Annotated in this window: 16 protein-coding genes; 12 read left to right on the top strand and 4 right to left on the bottom strand. The window is 61.5% G+C overall.

Annotated elements, in window-relative coordinates; genetic code table 11:
* The first annotated feature begins 11 nt into the window (after positions 1–11).
* The 12 genes from AB8A33_RS23255 to AB8A33_RS23200 all read left to right on the top strand — a co-directional run bounded on the left by AB8A33_RS23255 (position 12) and on the right by AB8A33_RS23200 (position 12,827).
* Positions 12–1,295 (top strand): acetyl-CoA C-acetyltransferase, encoded by a 1,284-nt coding sequence (locus AB8A33_RS23255; RefSeq protein WP_439094915.1) that lies wholly within the window; start codon positions 12–14, stop codon positions 1,293–1,295.
* Between the two features lie 7 nt (positions 1,296–1,302).
* Complete coding sequence (locus AB8A33_RS23250; protein ID WP_439094914.1) at positions 1,303–3,399, top strand: 3-hydroxyacyl-CoA dehydrogenase NAD-binding domain-containing protein; 2,097 nt, start codon at positions 1,303–1,305, stop codon at positions 3,397–3,399.
* Between the two features lie 27 nt (positions 3,400–3,426).
* Positions 3,427–3,858 carry an acyl-CoA thioesterase gene (locus tag AB8A33_RS23245; protein WP_439094913.1) on the top strand — a complete coding sequence of 144 codons (432 nt, stop codon included), beginning with the start codon at positions 3,427–3,429 and terminating at the stop codon, positions 3,856–3,858.
* Positions 3,859–3,944: 86 nt separating this feature from the next.
* The gene (locus tag AB8A33_RS23240; protein WP_093759633.1) at positions 3,945–4,139 is read left to right on the top strand and encodes a hypothetical protein; all 195 of its coding nucleotides are present in this window, start codon (positions 3,945–3,947) and stop codon (positions 4,137–4,139) included.
* A 115-nt stretch (positions 4,140–4,254) separates the two neighbouring features.
* Positions 4,255–5,073: a DeoR/GlpR family DNA-binding transcription regulator gene (locus tag AB8A33_RS23235; RefSeq protein WP_439094912.1), complete on the top strand. Its 819-nt coding sequence runs from the start codon at positions 4,255–4,257 to the stop codon at positions 5,071–5,073.
* A 138-nt stretch (positions 5,074–5,211) separates the two neighbouring features.
* Positions 5,212–6,756, top strand: coding sequence for a glycerol-3-phosphate dehydrogenase (gene glpD, locus AB8A33_RS23230; RefSeq protein ID WP_439094911.1), 1,545 nt, complete (start codon positions 5,212–5,214; stop codon positions 6,754–6,756).
* Positions 6,753–7,841: an ABC transporter ATP-binding protein gene (locus AB8A33_RS23225; protein WP_439094910.1), complete on the top strand. Its 1,089-nt coding sequence runs from the start codon at positions 6,753–6,755 to the stop codon at positions 7,839–7,841. Before glpD ends, AB8A33_RS23225 begins: the two co-directional genes overlap by 4 nt.
* Position 7,842: 1 nt before the next feature.
* A complete protein-coding gene (locus tag AB8A33_RS23220; protein ID WP_439094909.1) occupies positions 7,843–8,928 on the top strand; it encodes an ABC transporter ATP-binding protein in 1,086 nt (361 codons plus the stop codon).
* Positions 8,928–9,830: a carbohydrate ABC transporter permease gene (locus AB8A33_RS23215; RefSeq protein ID WP_439094908.1), complete on the top strand. Its 903-nt coding sequence runs from the start codon at positions 8,928–8,930 to the stop codon at positions 9,828–9,830. The genes AB8A33_RS23220 and AB8A33_RS23215 overlap by 1 nt, the downstream gene beginning before the upstream one ends.
* Positions 9,830–10,636 carry a carbohydrate ABC transporter permease gene (locus AB8A33_RS23210; RefSeq protein ID WP_120288339.1) on the top strand — a complete coding sequence of 269 codons (807 nt, stop codon included), beginning with the start codon at positions 9,830–9,832 and terminating at the stop codon, positions 10,634–10,636. Before AB8A33_RS23215 ends, AB8A33_RS23210 begins: the two co-directional genes overlap by 1 nt.
* Positions 10,637–10,645: 9 nt before the next feature.
* The gene (locus AB8A33_RS23205; protein ID WP_089262582.1) at positions 10,646–10,975 is read left to right on the top strand and encodes a DUF2160 domain-containing protein; all 330 of its coding nucleotides are present in this window, start codon (positions 10,646–10,648) and stop codon (positions 10,973–10,975) included.
* Between the two features lie 61 nt (positions 10,976–11,036).
* Positions 11,037–12,827 (top strand): ABC transporter substrate-binding protein, encoded by a 1,791-nt coding sequence (locus AB8A33_RS23200; RefSeq protein WP_439094907.1) that lies wholly within the window; start codon positions 11,037–11,039, stop codon positions 12,825–12,827.
* A gap of 219 nt (positions 12,828–13,046) precedes the next feature.
* Here the strand turns inward: AB8A33_RS23200 and AB8A33_RS23195 are convergent, their stop codons facing one another.
* The 4 genes from AB8A33_RS23195 to AB8A33_RS23180 form a co-directional block, all read right to left on the bottom strand.
* Positions 13,047–13,586, bottom strand: coding sequence for a hypothetical protein (locus tag AB8A33_RS23195; RefSeq protein ID WP_439094906.1), 540 nt, complete (start codon positions 13,584–13,586; stop codon positions 13,047–13,049).
* 230 nt (positions 13,587–13,816) lie between these two features.
* Complete coding sequence (locus AB8A33_RS23190; protein ID WP_439094905.1) at positions 13,817–14,998, bottom strand: NAD(P)H-quinone oxidoreductase; 1,182 nt, start codon at positions 14,996–14,998, stop codon at positions 13,817–13,819.
* A 64-nt stretch (positions 14,999–15,062) separates the two neighbouring features.
* Positions 15,063–16,154 (bottom strand): alkene reductase, encoded by a 1,092-nt coding sequence (locus tag AB8A33_RS23185; protein ID WP_439094904.1) that lies wholly within the window; start codon positions 16,152–16,154, stop codon positions 15,063–15,065.
* Between the two features lie 179 nt (positions 16,155–16,333).
* On the bottom strand, positions 16,334–16,837 hold the full coding sequence (locus AB8A33_RS23180) for a DUF1993 domain-containing protein (protein ID WP_439094903.1): 504 nt from the start codon (positions 16,835–16,837) through the stop codon (positions 16,334–16,336).
* Between the last annotated feature and the right edge of the window lie 16 nt (positions 16,838–16,853).

Genomic DNA, 16,853 nt, shown 5'->3' with positions numbered 1-16,853 from the left:
GCAAGACTTTCATGACAAGACCAGTCTATATCGTCGACGGCAGCCGGACGCCGTTCCTGAAGGCGCGCAGCGGTCCCGGTCCGTTCACCCCTGTCGATCTTGCCGTTCAATGCGGTCGCCCGCTGCTGGCGCGGCAGCCATTTGCGCCCGATGCCTTCGATCAGGTGATCCTCGGTTGCGTCAATGTCATCGCCGACGAGATGAATCCCGCGCGCGTCGCAGCACTTCGGCTCGGCATGGGCGAGGCGATGGTGGCCTTCACCGTGCAGATCAATTGCGGCTCCGGCATGCAGTCGATCGACACCGGCTATCGCTACATCCGCGAGGGGAATGCCGATCTGATCCTCGCCGGTGGTGCCGAAGCGCTCAGCCACGCGCCGCTGGTCTGGCCGCAGAACGGCGTGCGGTGGTTCGCCGGGCTGGCCATGGCCAAGGGCGTGCTCGGCAAGGTGGCCGCAATCGCCAAGGCGCGCCCCGCTTACTTCAAGCCGATCATCGGCCTCGAGCGCGGTCTCACCGATCCGATCACCGAACTCAATATGGGGCAGACTGCCGAGAAAGTCGGGCATCTGTTCGGCATCACGCGCGCGCAGGCCGATGCCTATGCCGTCGAAAGCCACAAGCGCCTTGCGCATGCGCAGGAACAGGGCTGGCTGAAAGGCGAGGTCGAGACCGCCTTCGATCGCAAGGGCAATTTCTACGACCACGATGACGGCGTCCGCGCGGATTCATCGGTCGACAAGCTCGCGACACTGAAGCCGGTATTCGAACGTCCGTGGGGGCAGGTCACCGCCGGCAATTCCTCGCAGATCACCGATGGCGCGTCATGGACGATCCTTGCGTCCGAAGACGCGGTGGCGAAACATGGCCTCACGCCGAAGGCTGTGATCGTCGACAGCCAGTGGTCTGCGCTCGATCCGTCGATCATGGGGCTCGGTCCGGTGTTGTCGTCGAACGATCTGTTGAAGCGCAACAACATGACGATTCAGGATATCGAGACCTGGGAGTTGAATGAAGCCTTCGCCACGCAGGTCCTCGGCTGTCTTGCCGCCTGGAAAGACGAAAAATTCTGCCGCGAGGTGCTCGGCCTCGCTGGCGCCGCCGGCGAGATCGATCGCGCCAGGCTCAATGTCGATGGCGGTGCGATCAGCCTCGGCCATCCCGTCGGCACGTCCGGTAACCGCATCGTGCTGCATCTCGTCAACGCAATGAAGCGGCTCGGCACCAAAAGGGGAATCGCGACCGAATGTATCGGCGGCGGCCTCGGTGGTGCGATGTTGATCGAGACGGTGTGAGGGCGTCATGGATAGCAAGATCATGGACGTTCTCAAGGATCGCGTGCTCGAACTCGGGCCGGCTCCTGACACATCAGGCGCCTATCGCCACTTCAAGCTGACGCGCGATGCCGATGGCATCGCGTGGCTGTTGTTTGACCGCGCCGATGCGAGCGCCAATACGCTGTCAGCTGTGGTGCTGGAAGAATTCGATCAGGTGCTGAACGCGCTGGAAGCTCAGCGCCCGACCGGCATCGTGGTTCGTTCGGCCAAGAGCTCCGGCTTCATTGCCGGCGCCGACGTCAATGAATTTCGCGGCGCCAGCGACCCATTGGAAGTGGAAACGCAGATCAGCCGCGCTCACGCCGTGATCGATCGCTTCGAGGCGCTGAAGATCCCGACGGTGGCCGTCATTCACGGTTTCTGCCTGGGCGGAGGCCTCGAAGTGGCACTGGCCTGCCAGATGCGTATCGCCATTGACGGTGCGCGGTTCGGTTTTCCGGAAGTCATGCTCGGCCTGCATCCAGGTTTGGGCGGCACCGCGCGCTTCACGCATCTGGTGGGTCCCATGCAGGCCATGCCGCTGATGCTGACCGGCAAGACTATCGACGCACGCAAGGCGAAGGCGATCGGTCTTGTCGATGCGGTGACCGAGGAACGCCATGTCCGCAACGCCGCGAGGGACGCAGTATTCGGCAAGCTCAAGCGCGCCAAGCCGAGTGCGTTGATCCCGATCATGAACTTCTCGCCGGTGCGCGGGATTCTCGCATCGCGCATGGTCGCCGAGGCCAGCAAGGCGGCGCCGCGCGAGCACTATCCCGCGCCTTATGCACTGATCGAGCTGTGGGAGAAGCACGGCGGCGATCGCGCGGCGATGCTCAATGCCGAAAAGGCGTCCTTCGCCCGGCTGATGGTGACGCCGACGGCGCAGAACCTGATCCGTGTCTTCTTTCTGCGCGAGCAGATGAAGAAGCTCGCCGGTGACGGCAACACGATCAAGCATGTCCATGTCATCGGCGCCGGCGCCATGGGCGGCGACATCGCGGCGTGGTGCGCGCATCAGGACATCCGCGTCACGCTGGCCGACATGAAGCCCGAACCGATCGCGGGCGCCATGAAGCGCGCCGCCGATCTTTACAGCAAGGTCATCCGCAAGCGCACCGATCAGCGCGACACGCTGGATCGCCTGATTCCTGACATGGATGGCGAGGGCGTGCGCAATGCCGACCTGATCATCGAGGCCGTGTCGGAAAAGCTCGAACTGAAGCAGAAGGTCTATGCGGGCATCGAACCGCGCATGAAGCCGGATGCGATCCTCGCCACCAACACGTCGAGCATTCCCCTGCAGGATCTGCGCAGCACACTGGCGCGGCCGGAGCGGCTGCTGGGATTGCATTTCTTCAACCCGGTCTCGCGCCTGCAGCTGGTCGAGGTCGTCAGTCATGATGGCGTGGACCAGGACATGCTGAAGAAGGCCACGGCCTTCGTCGGCGCGATCGATCGTCTGCCGCTGCCGGTGAAGAGCTCGCCGGGCTTCCTCGTCAACCGCGCGCTCACGCCCTACATGCTCGAGGCGATGATGCTGATGGAGGAGAAGGTCGACAAGGAAACCATCGACGCCGCGGCCGAACAGTTCGGCATGCCGATGGGTCCGATCGAGCTGGCCGATCAGGTCGGGCTCGATATCTGCCTGGCCGTCGGCGACATGCTGCGCTCGAAGTTCGGCGACCTGCTGCCACCGACGCCGGCCTGGCTCCGCGAGAAGGTCAACAAGGGCGAGCTTGGCAAGAAGACCGGCCGCGGCTTCTATACATGGCGTGACGGCAAGGCCGAGAAGAGTTCCAGCGCGGTCGCGACGGCCCGTCCGACGCAGGAGATGATCGATCGCCTGGTGCTGCCGATGTCGAATGTCTGCGTCGCCTGTCTGCGCGAAGGCATCGTCGATAATCCCGATGTGGTCGATGGCGCAATGATTTTTGGAACGGGTTATGCGCCGTTCCGCGGAGGCCCGCTGAACTATGCGCGGACCCGCGGTGCCGAGAACGTCACTGCGACGCTGCGGACTCTCGCTGCTAAGTTTGGCGATCGATTCGCGCCCGATGCCGGGTGGGACTCGTTCAAGTGATGACTCTATTTGCGGCAGGCTTTGCACATGACTGAATCAAAGACGCAGCCAGTGACGGGGCTGGATGCGGAACCGACCGGCGATCTCACCATTCGCACGGTGGCGATGCCGGCGGATACCAATGCCAATGGCGATATTTTTGGCGGCTGGCTGCTCAGCCAGATGGATCTCGGCGGCGGCATCTTTGCCGCCAAGGTGGCGAAGACGCGCACGGTCACCGTCGCCATCGAGGCGATGACATTCCGCAAGGCCGTTCATGTCGGTGACGTCGTGTCCGTGCATGCGGAACTGGTGCGGATGGGCCGCACGTCACTCACCGTGCATATCGAAGCCTGGGTGCTTCGCCGCAACGAAAACGCCCCGATCCTGGTGACCGACGGCAATTTCACCTTTGTGTCCATTGACGAGGATGGCCGTCCGCAGGCGATCAAGCGTCCGGATGCGACGATCTCGACCTGAGCGATTCTAAACACTGGCTGGAACGAAATACTCCCATTCGAGTTGGTGGCCCGGAATATGCATCGCCTATCGCGTAGGGGGCCGCCATGTCAGACACTTACATCATCGAAGTCTCATCGCAGGCTGCCGGCATCGTGGTTCGCGATCCCGGTGGGTACAGGTTCTTCGCCGCGTCTCACCGTTTCAACCCCATGGAAGGCCAGTTGTTTCGCAATGCGCGCGAAGCTGAACGCGCGGCTTTCCAGTTCGCGCAGGGTATCCAGGCCGCTGTGACGCCCTAGCGGGCGATGATCCGACGACATGGCGGCGCCGAAGCGCATAGCGTCTGCGCTGGTGATGCGTTGACCATTGCCGCCAACACCCGCACCATGGAAACACTTCATCCGAGGTGTTGTTGTGACTGCTAGCCTGACCCATCGCCAATCCGAAATCTTGAATCACGCGCGCGCCTTTGGCCGCGTGATGGTCGACGACCTGGTGCGGCGCTTCGAGGTGTCCGCACAGACCATCCGCAAGGATCTCAACGATCTCTGCGACCAGCGCCTGCTGACGCGTATCCACGGCGGCGCCATCGTCGCTTCCGGCGTTGAAAACCTCGCTTATGAAGCGCGGCGATTCGTGGCCGCCGAGGAGAAGAAGGCGATTGGCGTTGCTGCCGCGGCGCAGATTCCCAATGGCTCGTCGCTGTTCATCAATATCGGCACCACTACGGAAGAAGTCGCAAGCGCACTCATCAATCACGAGAATCTGCTGGTCATCACCAACAACCTCAATGTGGCGATGATGCTGTACCGGCATCCGCATATCGAGGTGATCGTGGCCGGTGGCACCGTGCGCCGCTCCGATGGCGCGGTGATCGGCTCCACGGCGATCAAGCTGATCGGTCAATTCAAGGTCGATTACGCCATCATCGGCGCCTCGGCGATCGACGAGGAGGGCGCGCTGCTCGACTTCGATTATCGCGAGGTGCAGGCGGCGCAGGCGATCATCGCCAATGCCCGCAGCGTCATGCTGGTCTGCGATTCGACCAAGCTCCGGCGCAGCGCGGCCGTCCGCATCGCCCATATCAGCCAGATCCAGACCTTCGTGACCGACGTCCCTCTGCCGCCCTCTTTGCAGGAGATCTGCCGGAGCCGGGGCGTGCAGGTCATCGCGGCCTTGCCGGGGTCCGCGGACGATTCTGACGATCTGGAACCCGAACCGCCCCCACTTTAGAGCCTGTTCAGACCCCAAAAGGCCAGTTGCTTTCGTTTTTGGTTGTGCTTTAATCGAAAGCGAAAGTAAAATCGCTGAAAGCGAAGATGGCGCGTCCGAAGGAAGGCGCCAGACGATTGGCGCAGGAGGGGAGACGGGGTGGGTCAGATCTACGACCTCGCAATCATTGGCGGCGGTGTGAACGGCTGCGGCATCGCCCGCGACGCCGTCGGCCGCGGCAATTCGGTGTTCCTTTGCGAGATGAACGATCTGGCCAGCGGCACCTCGTCCTGGTCGACCAAGCTGATCCATGGCGGGTTGCGATACCTCGAATATTACGACTTCAAGCTGGTGCGCCACGCGCTGCTGGAACGCGAAGTTCTCTGGCAGATCGCGCCGCATATCATCCGCCCCCTGCGTTTTGTGCTGCCGCATCACGCCGGTCTGCGGCCCGCCTGGCTGCTGCGCTTGGGCTTGTTCCTCTACGACTATATCGGAGGCCGTAAACTTCTGCCCCCGACGCGCACGCTCGACCTCACCCGCGACGAGACCGGCAAGCCGCTGGCGCCCGGCCGGTTCAAGCGTGGCTTTGAATATTCCGACTGCTCGGTAGATGATGCGCGCCTTGTCGTGCTCACCGCGCGTGATGCCGCCGACCGGGGGGCTGAGATCCGCACGCGCACGCGCGCAACCGAGATTAGGCAGGCCGACGGGATGTGGCAGGTCACGGTGCAGGATACGGCGACAGGCGACCGCTCGACCATCAGCGCGCGCACGCTGGTCAATGCCGGTGGTCCGTGGGTCGAGAATGTTCTGGCGGTCGGTGCCGGCGTGAATGCTAAGGCGAAAGTCCGCCTTGTGCAGGGCTCGCATATCGTGGTGCCAAAGCTCTACAATCACGACCGTGCCTACATCTTCCAAAATGCCGATGGTCGTATCGTGTTTGCGATTCCCTATCAGGGCGATTTCACCCTGATCGGCACCACCGATATCGATTATCATGGCGATCCCGCCGATGTGAAAATCTCGGCCGACGAAATCAACTATCTCTGCAAATCTGTCAGCGAATATCTCGCACGGCCTGTGCTGGCCGAAGACGTGGTGTGGACCTATTCCGGCGTGCGTCCGCTCTATGACGACGGCGCCAACGAGGCCAAGGCGGCGACGCGCGATTATGTGTTCGAACTCGATCTGCCTGGAGGCCTGCCGTTGCTATCGATCTATGGCGGCAAGATCACGACTTATCGCCGCCTTGCCGAAGAAGCCTTGCAGAAGCTTGCGCCGTATCTGAAGGGCACCAAGGCGAAGGAAGGCTGGACGGCCCATGCCACGCTGCCTGGTGGCGATTTCGACGTCTCTGCCGTCGAGGCGCTCATCGCAGAGCTGTTGCGCGACTATCCGTTCCTGACGCCGGCCCATGCCAACCGTCTGGCGCATGCCTATGGCACGCGCGCAGCCAAGATGCTGGGCACTGCGAAATCGCCGGCCGATCTCGGTCAGGCCTTTGGGGCAACGCTAACCGAGCGCGAAGTGCGCTATCTCATGGCTAATGAATGGGCCGTGAGTGCGGAAGATATTGTCTGGCGCCGTTCCAAGCTCGGCCTGCGTCTCTCCAAGGGTGAGATCGCGGCGCTGGATACGTGGCTCGACGCCAATCGCAGCCAACCGGCACCAGCCGTCCAGCAGGCAGGAGCGCGGTCATGAGCGTTGCGCTCGATCACGTCTCGCAGATGATGGACGGCGTCACGACGATCCGTGACGTCTCGCTGACGCTGGAAAGGGGCACACTGAACGTGCTGCTCGGACCAACGCTGGCCGGCAAGACCTCGATCATGCGGCTGCTGGCCGGTCTCGACAAGCCGACGCAAGGTCGTGTGCTGGTCGATGGCAAGGACGTCACCGGCGTCGATATCCGCAAGCGCTCGGTGGCGATGGTCTATCAGCAGTTCATCAATTACCCCTCGCTGACGGTCTATGAGAATATCGCCTCGCCGCTGCGCGTGCAGGGCAAGCCGAAAGCGGAGATCGAAACCCGCGTGCACGAGGCCGCGGCCTTGCTCAAGCTTGAGCCCTATCTGAAGCGCATGCCGTTGCAACTCTCCGGCGGCCAGCAGCAACGCACGGCGATTGCCCGCGCGCTGGTCAAGGGCGCCGATCTCGTGCTGCTCGACGAGCCGCTCGCCAATCTCGACTACAAGCTGCGCGAGGAATTGCGCACCGAATTGCCGAAGATATTCGAGGCCTCCGGCGCGATCTTCGTCTATGCGACGACGGAGCCTTCCGAAGCGCTTTTGTTGGGCGGCAGCACCGTGTGTCTGTGGGAAGGCCAGGTTTTGCAGGTCGGCCAGACCTCCAAAGTCTATCGCCATCCCGAGACTCTCAAGGCCGCCGAAGTGTTCTCCGATCCGCCGCTCAATCTGGTGGCGATCGAGAAGAAGAACGGCAATGTGCACTATGCCGGCGGCGCGACGGCGCCCGCCAGCGGGCTCTATGCAGACCTCGCCGACGGCAGCTATCGCGTTGGCTTCCGCGCGCATCAGCTCGAAGTTGCTCATGGCCTCGCCGGACGGCATGCGTTTCCAGCCGAAGTGACTGTGACCGAAATCACCGGTTCGGAAAGCTTCGTCCATCTGAAGCGCGATGCGTCGAACTGGGTCGCAGTTCTGCAGGGCGTGCACGAATTCCTGCCCGGGCACATGCTCGACGCTGTGCTCGACCCCGCCAATCTGTTCGTTTTCGATGGCAGCGACCGTCTGGTTGCCGCTCCCAACCAGACGCAGGGAGCGTAACATGGCCCGCATTGATCTCGTCGATCTCGCGCAGTCCTATAGCGGCAATGATGCCGACCCGGAATCATTCGCGCTCAAGCCCATCTCCATGACCTGGCGCCAGGGAGGAGCCTATGCGCTGCTCGGACCATCCGGCTGCGGCAAGACCACCCTCCTGAACCTGATCTCCGGCATTGTCACGCCGACGCGTGGCCAGATCCTGTTCGACGGCAAGGATATCACGCCGCTGTCGACGCAGAAGCGCAACATCGCGCAGGTGTTCCAGTTTCCAGTCATCTACGACACGATGACCGTGGGCGAGAATCTTGCATTCCCATTGAAGAATCGCGGCGTGCCGAAGGCGCAGATCGACGCACGCGTGGCCGAGATCGGCAAGTTGCTCGATCTCACGCCCTATCTCAACCGCAAGGCGACGCGGCTGACGCCTGATGCCAAGCAGAAGATTTCACTTGGCCGCGGCTTGGTGCGTTCCGATGTTGCTGCGGTGCTGTTCGACGAGCCGTTGACGGTGATCGATCCCGCGCTGAAATGGGAATTGCGCTCGAAGCTCAAGGCGCTGCACCGCGCGCTTGACCTCACGATGATCTACGTGACCCACGACCAGACCGAGGCTCTGACCTTCGCCGATACGGTGGTGGTGATGCATGACGGCCGTGTCGTGCAGTCCGGTACGCCGCAAGAGCTGTTCGACAAGCCCGCGCATACATTCGTCGGCTATTTCATCGGCTCGCCCGGCATGAATATTGTACCCGCCGAAGTGAGCGGTCGCGAAGCGCGCATTGGGGGGCACGTCATCGCGTTGCAGCGCAGCTACGACAAGTTGCCAACAGGTGCCACAATCGAAATCGGCGTTCGCCCCGAATTCGTCCATGTTGCGACGCCCGCGCCGGGCTTGCTGCTGGCGCAGGTCGAACGCGTCGACGATCTCGGCCGCGTCAGTTTTGCGCGCGTCCGCATCGGCGGCGTCAAATTCGCTGCGCGCGTACCCCATGGATTTTCGGTCCCGGGTAGCGATGTCGGGCTGGTGTTCGACCCGTCGCGGGTGCACGTTTATGCCGACAGCCGCCTTGTCGAAGGGGTTGCGTGATGGACAAGACCGTCAATCAAAAAGCCTGGTTCCTCGTCCTGCCGGTGTTTCTTATCGTGGCGTTCTCAGCGGTGCTGCCGCTGATGACGGTGGTGAACTATTCGGTGCAGGACACCTTCGGCAACAACCAGTTCTTCTGGAACGGCGTCGGCTGGTTCAAGGAACTGCTGGATCCCTCCAGCGATCTTGGCGGGCGCTTCTTCGCCTCGCTCGCGCGTAATCTCGCGTTCTCGGCGATCATCCTCGCCATTCAAGTACCGCTCGGCATTCTCGTCGCATTGTCGATGCCGCGCGACGGCTGGCGCGTTGCGGTGTGTCTCGTGATCCTCGCGCTGCCGTTGCTGATTCCATGGAACGTGGTCGGCACCATCTGGCAGATCTTCGGGCGTCCCGACATTGGCCTGCTCGGCTACACGCTCAATCATATGGGCATCGACTACAATTACGTGTCGAACGAGTTTGATGCGTGGGCCACCGTCATCGTGATGGATGTCTGGCACTGGACCAGCCTCGTCGCGCTGTTGTGTTACGCCGGCCTGAAGTCGATTCCCGACGCCTATTATCAGGCTGCGCAAATCGACGGCGCGTCGCGCTGGGCGGTGTTTCGCGCGATCCAGCTACCCAAGCTCAATCGCGTGCTGTTGATCGGCGTGCTGCTGCGCTTCATGGACAGTTTCATGATCTATACCGAGCCCTTCGTCGTCACCGGCGGCGGCCCTGGCAATTCGACCACCTTCGTCTCCATCGAGCTCGTCAAGATCGCGCTCGGCCAGTTCGATCTCGGCAAAGCCGCGGCGCTGTCGCTGGTCTACAACATCATCGTGCTGATCGTGTGCTGGATATTCTACACCGTGATGACCAATGCCGGCGTCGATCACACCAAGCGCGAGGGAGCGGTCTGATGCATACGATCCCTGGGCGTCGCATTATCCTGTTACTGTTTTTGGTGTTCTTGCTGCTGCCGATCTACTGGCTCGTGAATATGAGCTTCAAGACCAATGGCGAGATCGTCTCGACCATGACTCTGTGGCCGCACCAGCCGACGCTGGAGAATTACACGCGCATCTTCACCGATGAGAGCTGGTATTCCGGCTATATCAATTCGCTGAAATACGTCATCATCAACACCATCCTGTCGATCTCCTTCGCGCTGCCGGCAGCTTACGCGTTCTCGCGCTATCGTTTTCTCGGCGACAAGCACTTGTTCTTCTGGCTGCTGTCGAACCGGATGGCGCCGCCTGCGGTATTCGCGCTCCCGTTCTTCAATCTCTATTCAGCCATCGGCCTGTTCGATACGCCTTGGGCGGTGGCACTGGCACATTGCCTGTTCAACGTGCCGCTGGCGGTGTGGATCCTCGAAGGCTTTGTGTCAGGTGTGCCGCGCGAGATCGACGAGACGGCGTTTCTCGATGGCTACTCGTTCCCGAAGTTCTTCGTGAAGATTCTCGTGCCGCTGATTGCATCGGGCATCGGCGTCGCCGCGTTCTTCTGTTTCATGTTCTCCTGGGTCGAACTTTTGCTCGCGCGCACGCTGACCTCAGTGAATGCCAAGCCGATCTCGGCGGTCATGACGCGCACTGTATCGGCCTCTGGCATGGATTGGGGCCTGCTCGCCGCAGCCGGCGTGCTGACCATCATCCCCGGCGCCCTCGTCATCTGGTTCGTCCGCAATTACATCGCGCGCGGTTTCGCGCTTGGCCGAGTTTAGGAGGTCGTCATGGAAAATATCGCGTGGATGGCCTGGACGCCGCCGACGGCGATCTTCTTCGGCCTGCTGGCGCTTACACTCGGCACCATGACATGGCTCGCAGTCGCTTATCCCGAAGCCGAGCGCATCGGCATTCTGCGCATCCCCACTACGCGCGGCGACCGGCTGTTCCTGTCGCTGATCGCGGCGGCCGTCATCCACCTGTTGTGGATCGGCTTCGTCGGTTCCGATCCGATCGCGACGCTGCCGATCGGCGAGGAGGGAGTTGAAATCTCGAACCTGTGGTTCGGGACATTGATTTCGCTGGTCTCGGCGGTGGCAATTTTTCGCACCGTCTGACCGGCATGGACTGCAGTCCCGGGATGAACCCGGGCCTGAAACAGAAGTGAGGGAGGAAGCTATGAGGCACCTGACGACACAGGCACGTCGCCCGACGCGCCATATCATGATGACCAGCGCTGCTGCGTTGATCACGGCGACTGCATTGCTCGCCGCGCCGGCCAAGGCCGACGACGCCACCATTCAGAAGTGGATCGACGGCGAATTCCAGCCATCAACGCTGTCGAAGGCAGAGCAGCTCAAAGAACTGCAGTGGTACGAGAAGGCTGCTCAGCCGTTCAAAGGCATGGAGATCAACATCGTCTCCGAAACCATCACCACGCACGAATATGAATCGCGCACGCTGGCGAAGGCATTCTCCGAAATCACCGGCATCAAGTTGAAGCACGACCTGATCCAGGAAGGCGACGTGGTCGAGAAGCTGCAGACCCAGATGCAGTCCGGCAAGAACGTCTATGACGGCTGGATCAACGACTCGGATCTGATCGGCACGCATTTCCGCTACGGCCAGACCATCGCGCTGTCGGACTACATGACCGCGGAAGGCAAGGACGTCACCAGCCCGACGCTCGACGTCAAGGACTTCATCGGCACGTCCTTCACCACCGCGCCGGACAAGAAGATGTATCAACTGCCCGACCAGCAGTTCGCCAACCTTTACTGGTTCCGGTACGACTGGTTCACCAATCCCGACTACAAGGCCAAGTTCAAGGCCAAGTATGGCTACGATCTCGGCGTGCCCGTGAACTGGTCGGCCTATGAGGACATCGCCGAGTTCTTCACCAACGACATCAAGGAGATCAACGGCGTCAAGGTCTATGGCCACATGGACTACGGCAAGAAGGACCCGTCGCTCGGCTGGCGTTTCACCGACGCCTGGCTGTCGATGGCCGGCAACGGCGACAGGGGGCTTCCGAACGGTCTGCCCGTCGATGAATGGGGCATTCGCATGGAAGGCTGCCGTCCGGTCGGCTCCTCCGTCGAGCGCGGCGGCGATACCAACGGTCCGGCCGCCGTGTATTCGATCGCGAAATATCTCGACTGGATGAAGAAATATGCCCCGCCGCAGGCGCAGGGCATGACCTTCTCCGAGTCGGGGCCCGTGCCGGCACAGGGCAATATCGCCCAGCAGATGTTCTGGTACACCGCCTTCACCGCCGACATGGTGAAGCCGGGTCTCGCGGTCATGAATGCCGACGGAACGCCGAAGTGGCGCATGGCCCCGTCGCCGCATGGCTCCTACTGGAAAGAAGGCATGAAGCTCGGCTATCAGGACGTCGGTTCGGGCACGCTGCTCAAGTCGACGCCCGCCGATCGCCGCAAGGCAGCCTGGCTCTATCTGCAGTTCATCACCTCGAAGACGGTGTCGCTGAAGAAGAGCCATGTCGGTCTCACCTTCATCCGTGAGAGCGATATCTGGGACAAGTCGTTCACCGAACGCGCGCCGAAGCTTGGCGGTCTGGTCGAGTTCTATCGCTCGCCTGCCCGCGTGCAGTGGTCGCCGACCGGCAACAACATCCCGGACTATCCGAAGCTGGCACAGTTGTGGTGGCAGAATATCGGCGATGCGTCGTCCGGTGCGAAGACTCCGCAGCAGGCGATGGACTCACTGGCCGCAGCTCAGGATTCGGTGCTCGAACGTCTTGAACGATCCAAGGTTCAGGGCGAATGCGGACCGAAGCTGAACAAGAAGGAAACCGCCGAGTTCTGGTACAACAAGTCTGCGAAGGACGGCAACATCGCGCCCCAGCGCAAGCTGGCCAACGAGAAGCCGAAGGGCGAGACGGTGGACTACGACACGCTGATCAAGTCGTGGCCCGCAACCCCGCCGCAGAAGCGCGCGTCGAACTAAGCGAACTCCCTGATCAAATAGGAGGCCGGGAGCGATCCCGGCCTTTTCATTTGTGGTGAACCAACCGCCTCACTCTCACTTGTCATCACCCACGAAAGCGGGTGATCGAGTAGACGCAAGTGTCTGTGCTCAAGCACGGCGACTGGTATCTACTGGATCCCCTCTCCGCGCGCACCCTCGGTGCGTTAGGCGGCGATGATAGTCAGAGTTCGATGCACCTTACTTTCTGGCCAACGCCTTGCGCGCGATACTCGCTGCAAACAGCGGCGTCTCTCGGCTGTTATGGTCGCCGCCCGCAGCCTGACGCGCTGTGGCCGCCTGCTCGAATGTCTGGCCGTGCTCGGCGATGAACGCCATGAAGGCGTCGGTCGGATGGCAGGTGACGCGATTGGTATAGCGCGTACGGCCGGCATCCAGCGGTTCCGCGATCAATTCCCAGATAACATTGACCTGCGTGCGCCCGCTTGGCGTGAAAACGTCCGACAGCGAATTCATCCGGCAATATGTCGGTGTCGCTTCTTCGGCCACATAGTGCTGGATCACCAGACCAGGCCCGATCTGCTCGACATTGATCAACATCCGGCGTCCATCGTCTGTGCTGGTCGTTCCGGCCGAGATGTGGTCGGGCGGGCAGCAGCGCTGATATTCGGCTTCCGGCAGGTTGAACAGCCAGTCGGCGATATCGATCTTGTCGATGGGAACGTCGATCTCGCTCGAATAGGTCGATTGAGAGAGTATCTGATCAAGGAGAATCTTCATGCTATGTCGTTTGCAGTGGCAGGCAGGCAATCCAGGATCCGGACTGCATTGCATCTGACGTTCCGTTACGGGAACGACGCCACTGTTCTGGCAGTCCTTTGCGCGCGCCTCCATCACGCGACAGCTTGCCATGCACATCCCTGCGTTTGCGCAAGAGCAACGAACGTATGTGCGTCCTGGATGAAAAAGCGCAGAAATATCCAAGACGCAGTTGATTGCTGCGTCAGGCTCTAGGGAGTCAAAAGAATCTTGCCGAAGTGTTCGGCTCGCTCGAAATGCCGCTGCGCCTCACCGGCATCGCACAGAGCGAACGTCCGGTCGATGATCGGTTTCAATTCACCTTTTGCGAGCGCCGGCATCCATCGCTCCGCAAAGCGCCCGACCATATTGCGCTTCTCCGCAAGGGACACGGATTTCATGACCGTTCCCTCGATCCGCAACCTTCGGAAGAGAACGAGATCGAGCGGAAGTGTCGCCTGAGATCCGCCGGAGATACCGATTTGGATCAGGCGTCCGCCCGGCCGGAGCGAGCGAATATTGCGCTCGAGATAGGGGCCGCCCACGAAGTCGATGATCACATCGGCTCCCGGTTCGGGCGACAATCGTGCGATGACCTCGTCGAACTGCTCGGCGCGATAATCAATCGCCAGATGAACGCCCAGCGCCAGTAGCCGCGCACGCTTCTCGGCGCTGCTCGTGGTGATGACGAAGCCCGCTCCGGACAGCAGCGCCAGTTGCACCGCCGCCGAGCCGACGCCACCGCCAGCGCCGTGAATCAGAACCCGCTCACCCTCTTGGAGCTGCCCAAGATGAAAGAGTGCCTGGTGGGCCGTGACGAAGGCCTCGGGAATGGCTGCAGCTTCGACATCCGTCATCCATGCCGGGACCGGAATCGCCAGCCCGGCATCCATGCGGGCAAGCTCGGCATAGCCGCCACCGCCCGTGATGCCCATGACGCGGTCGCCCGGTTGGAATTGTGTGACGGAATCGCCGACATCGATCACCGTTCCCGCAATTTCAAAACCTGTCAGGTCGGAATCGCCGAAGTTCGGCTCCTTGCCGTACTTGCCCTGCCGATAATTGATGTCTGCCCGGTTGATCCCGGCAGCTGCGGCACGCACGATCAGATCGTTCGGCCTCACCGAGGGTGATGGCGCCTCAACATATCGCAAGACCTCCGGCCCACCGAAGTCGTCAAAGGCAACGGCCTTCATGGAAGCGGGATATTTGTTTTGCGTCATGTCGAACCTGGCTGAGATGTCGCCGCGTGCTGCAGCGGGTGAAAACAAAATTACGAAGCGTGTCGCGAATGCGCAGATACCAGAAAGGCCGGGAGTGATCCCGGCCTTTCTTCTTTCTGTCCTTCCGGGGCGCCTAGCGCGCAAACCCGGAATCTTGGGATGGTTGAACACTTCGGGATTCCGGGTCTGCGCGTGAAGAACGCGCATCCCGGAATGACAGGACTTACTCCGCCGCTTACTTTGCAGCAGCCAGCGACGGATAATCCGTGTAGCCCTTGGCGCCGCCGCCATAGAACGTCGCCTTGTCGGCTTCGTTCAGCGGTGCGCCGGACTTCAGGCGCTCGACCAGATCCGGGTTCGAGATGAACGGCTTGCCGAAGGCGATCAAGTCGGCGGCATCGGCCGCGAGCACCTTGTTGGCCAGCGCGAGGTCGAAGCCATTATTGGCGATATAGGCGCCCTTGAAGCGTTTGCGCAGGCCGGCGTAATCGAACGGTGCGTTGTCACGCGGGCCGCCGGTCGCGCCCTCGACGACGTGGAGATAGACCAGCTTCTCGGCGCTGAGCCCGTCGGTGATGTAATCGAACAGTTTTTGCGCGTCGCTGTCGATGGCGGCGTCATTGGCCGGCGTCACCGGCGAGATGCGGATGCCGGTTCTGTCGCCGCCGATTTCCTTGGCAACTGCCGCGGCCACTTCCAGCATCAGCTTGGCGCGGTTCTCGAGCGACCCGCCATATGCGTCGGTGCGCTTGTTGGTGCTATCACGCGCGAATTGCTCGAGCAGATAACCATTGGCGCCATGGATCTCGACGCCGTCGAAGCCGGCTTCGACGGCATTGGCGGCGCCGCGCGCGAAGCTGTCGATGATGCCCGGAATTTCACCAAGCTCCAGCGCGCGCGGCTCCGAGACGTCCGTGAAGGTATTGCTGACGAATGTCTTGGTGTTAGCGCGGATCGCGGAAGGCGCCACCGGCGCGCCGCCATTCGGCTGCAGGCTGACATGCGAGATGCGGCCGACGTGCCAGATCTGCATATAGATATGACCGCCCTTGGCATGCACGGCCTCGGTCACCTTCTTCCAGCCGGCGATCTGCTCATTGGTATAGATGCCCGGGACGTCCTGATAGCCTTGGCCCTGCTGCGAGACGGGTGTGCCTTCGGTCACCAGAAGGCCAGCGCTGGCACGCTGGCCATAATATTCGACCGCCAGCGGGTTCGGCACATTGCCCGGCAATGCGCGGTTGCGCGTCAGCGGTGCCATCACCGTGCGATTCGTCAGGGTGATGGCACCAAGCTTATAGGGTTCGAAGAGTTTGGACGTGCTCATGGGAATGTTCCATTCGATAAAGGATGAGATCGAGTTGGGCATCACGCAGCACCTTGGCAATGCCTTTGCGCTGCGTGTCTTTTGTTCAGGATAAAGCAGTCGCAGCGATGGCGAATAGAATGATCATGATCTCTCCATCGGCCTGCGTGCAGTTGAATATCCTTTGGTGACCGCGGGGATTACTGCGCGCCGAGGAAGTCGCGCTTGCCGACATCGAGGCCGCACATCCGCAGGATGCCGTGGGCGGTGGTGACGTGGAAATAGAAACTCGGCAGCGAGAAGCTGGTGAGGAATTCCTGGCCTGACATGGTCGTGGTCTTGCCCGGGCCGGTGGGGAAGGTGATCTCCCGGGTCTCGCCGCCGTCGAATTGGGCGGGCTTGTAGGTCTTCAGGTACTCGACGGTCTTTGTGATGCGCGCCTGCAATTCCTCGAAATTGGTTTCGGTATCCGGCACCGCCGGCACTTCGCTGCCGGACAGGCGCGCGCTGCCCTTGGTGGCGAAATCGCAGGCGAGCTGGACCTGCCGGCTCAGCGGCAGCATGTCGGGAAACAGCCGTGTGCCGAGCAGGATGCCGGGCTCGATCTTCTTTGCGGCAGCATAGGCTTCGGCCTTTTTCAGGCCGGCGGACAGACTGCCAAGCATTTGCAGATAAGCGGGTACGACGGAATCATAGAACGGCATAAGGATGCTCTTTTGT

The organism is Tardiphaga sp. 813_E8_N1_3 (assembly GCF_051811025.1).
Classification (GTDB): domain Bacteria; phylum Pseudomonadota; class Alphaproteobacteria; order Rhizobiales; family Xanthobacteraceae; genus Tardiphaga.
Note: the sequence above shows the minus strand (reverse complement) of the source record. Positions and strands in the feature narration are given on the sequence as shown.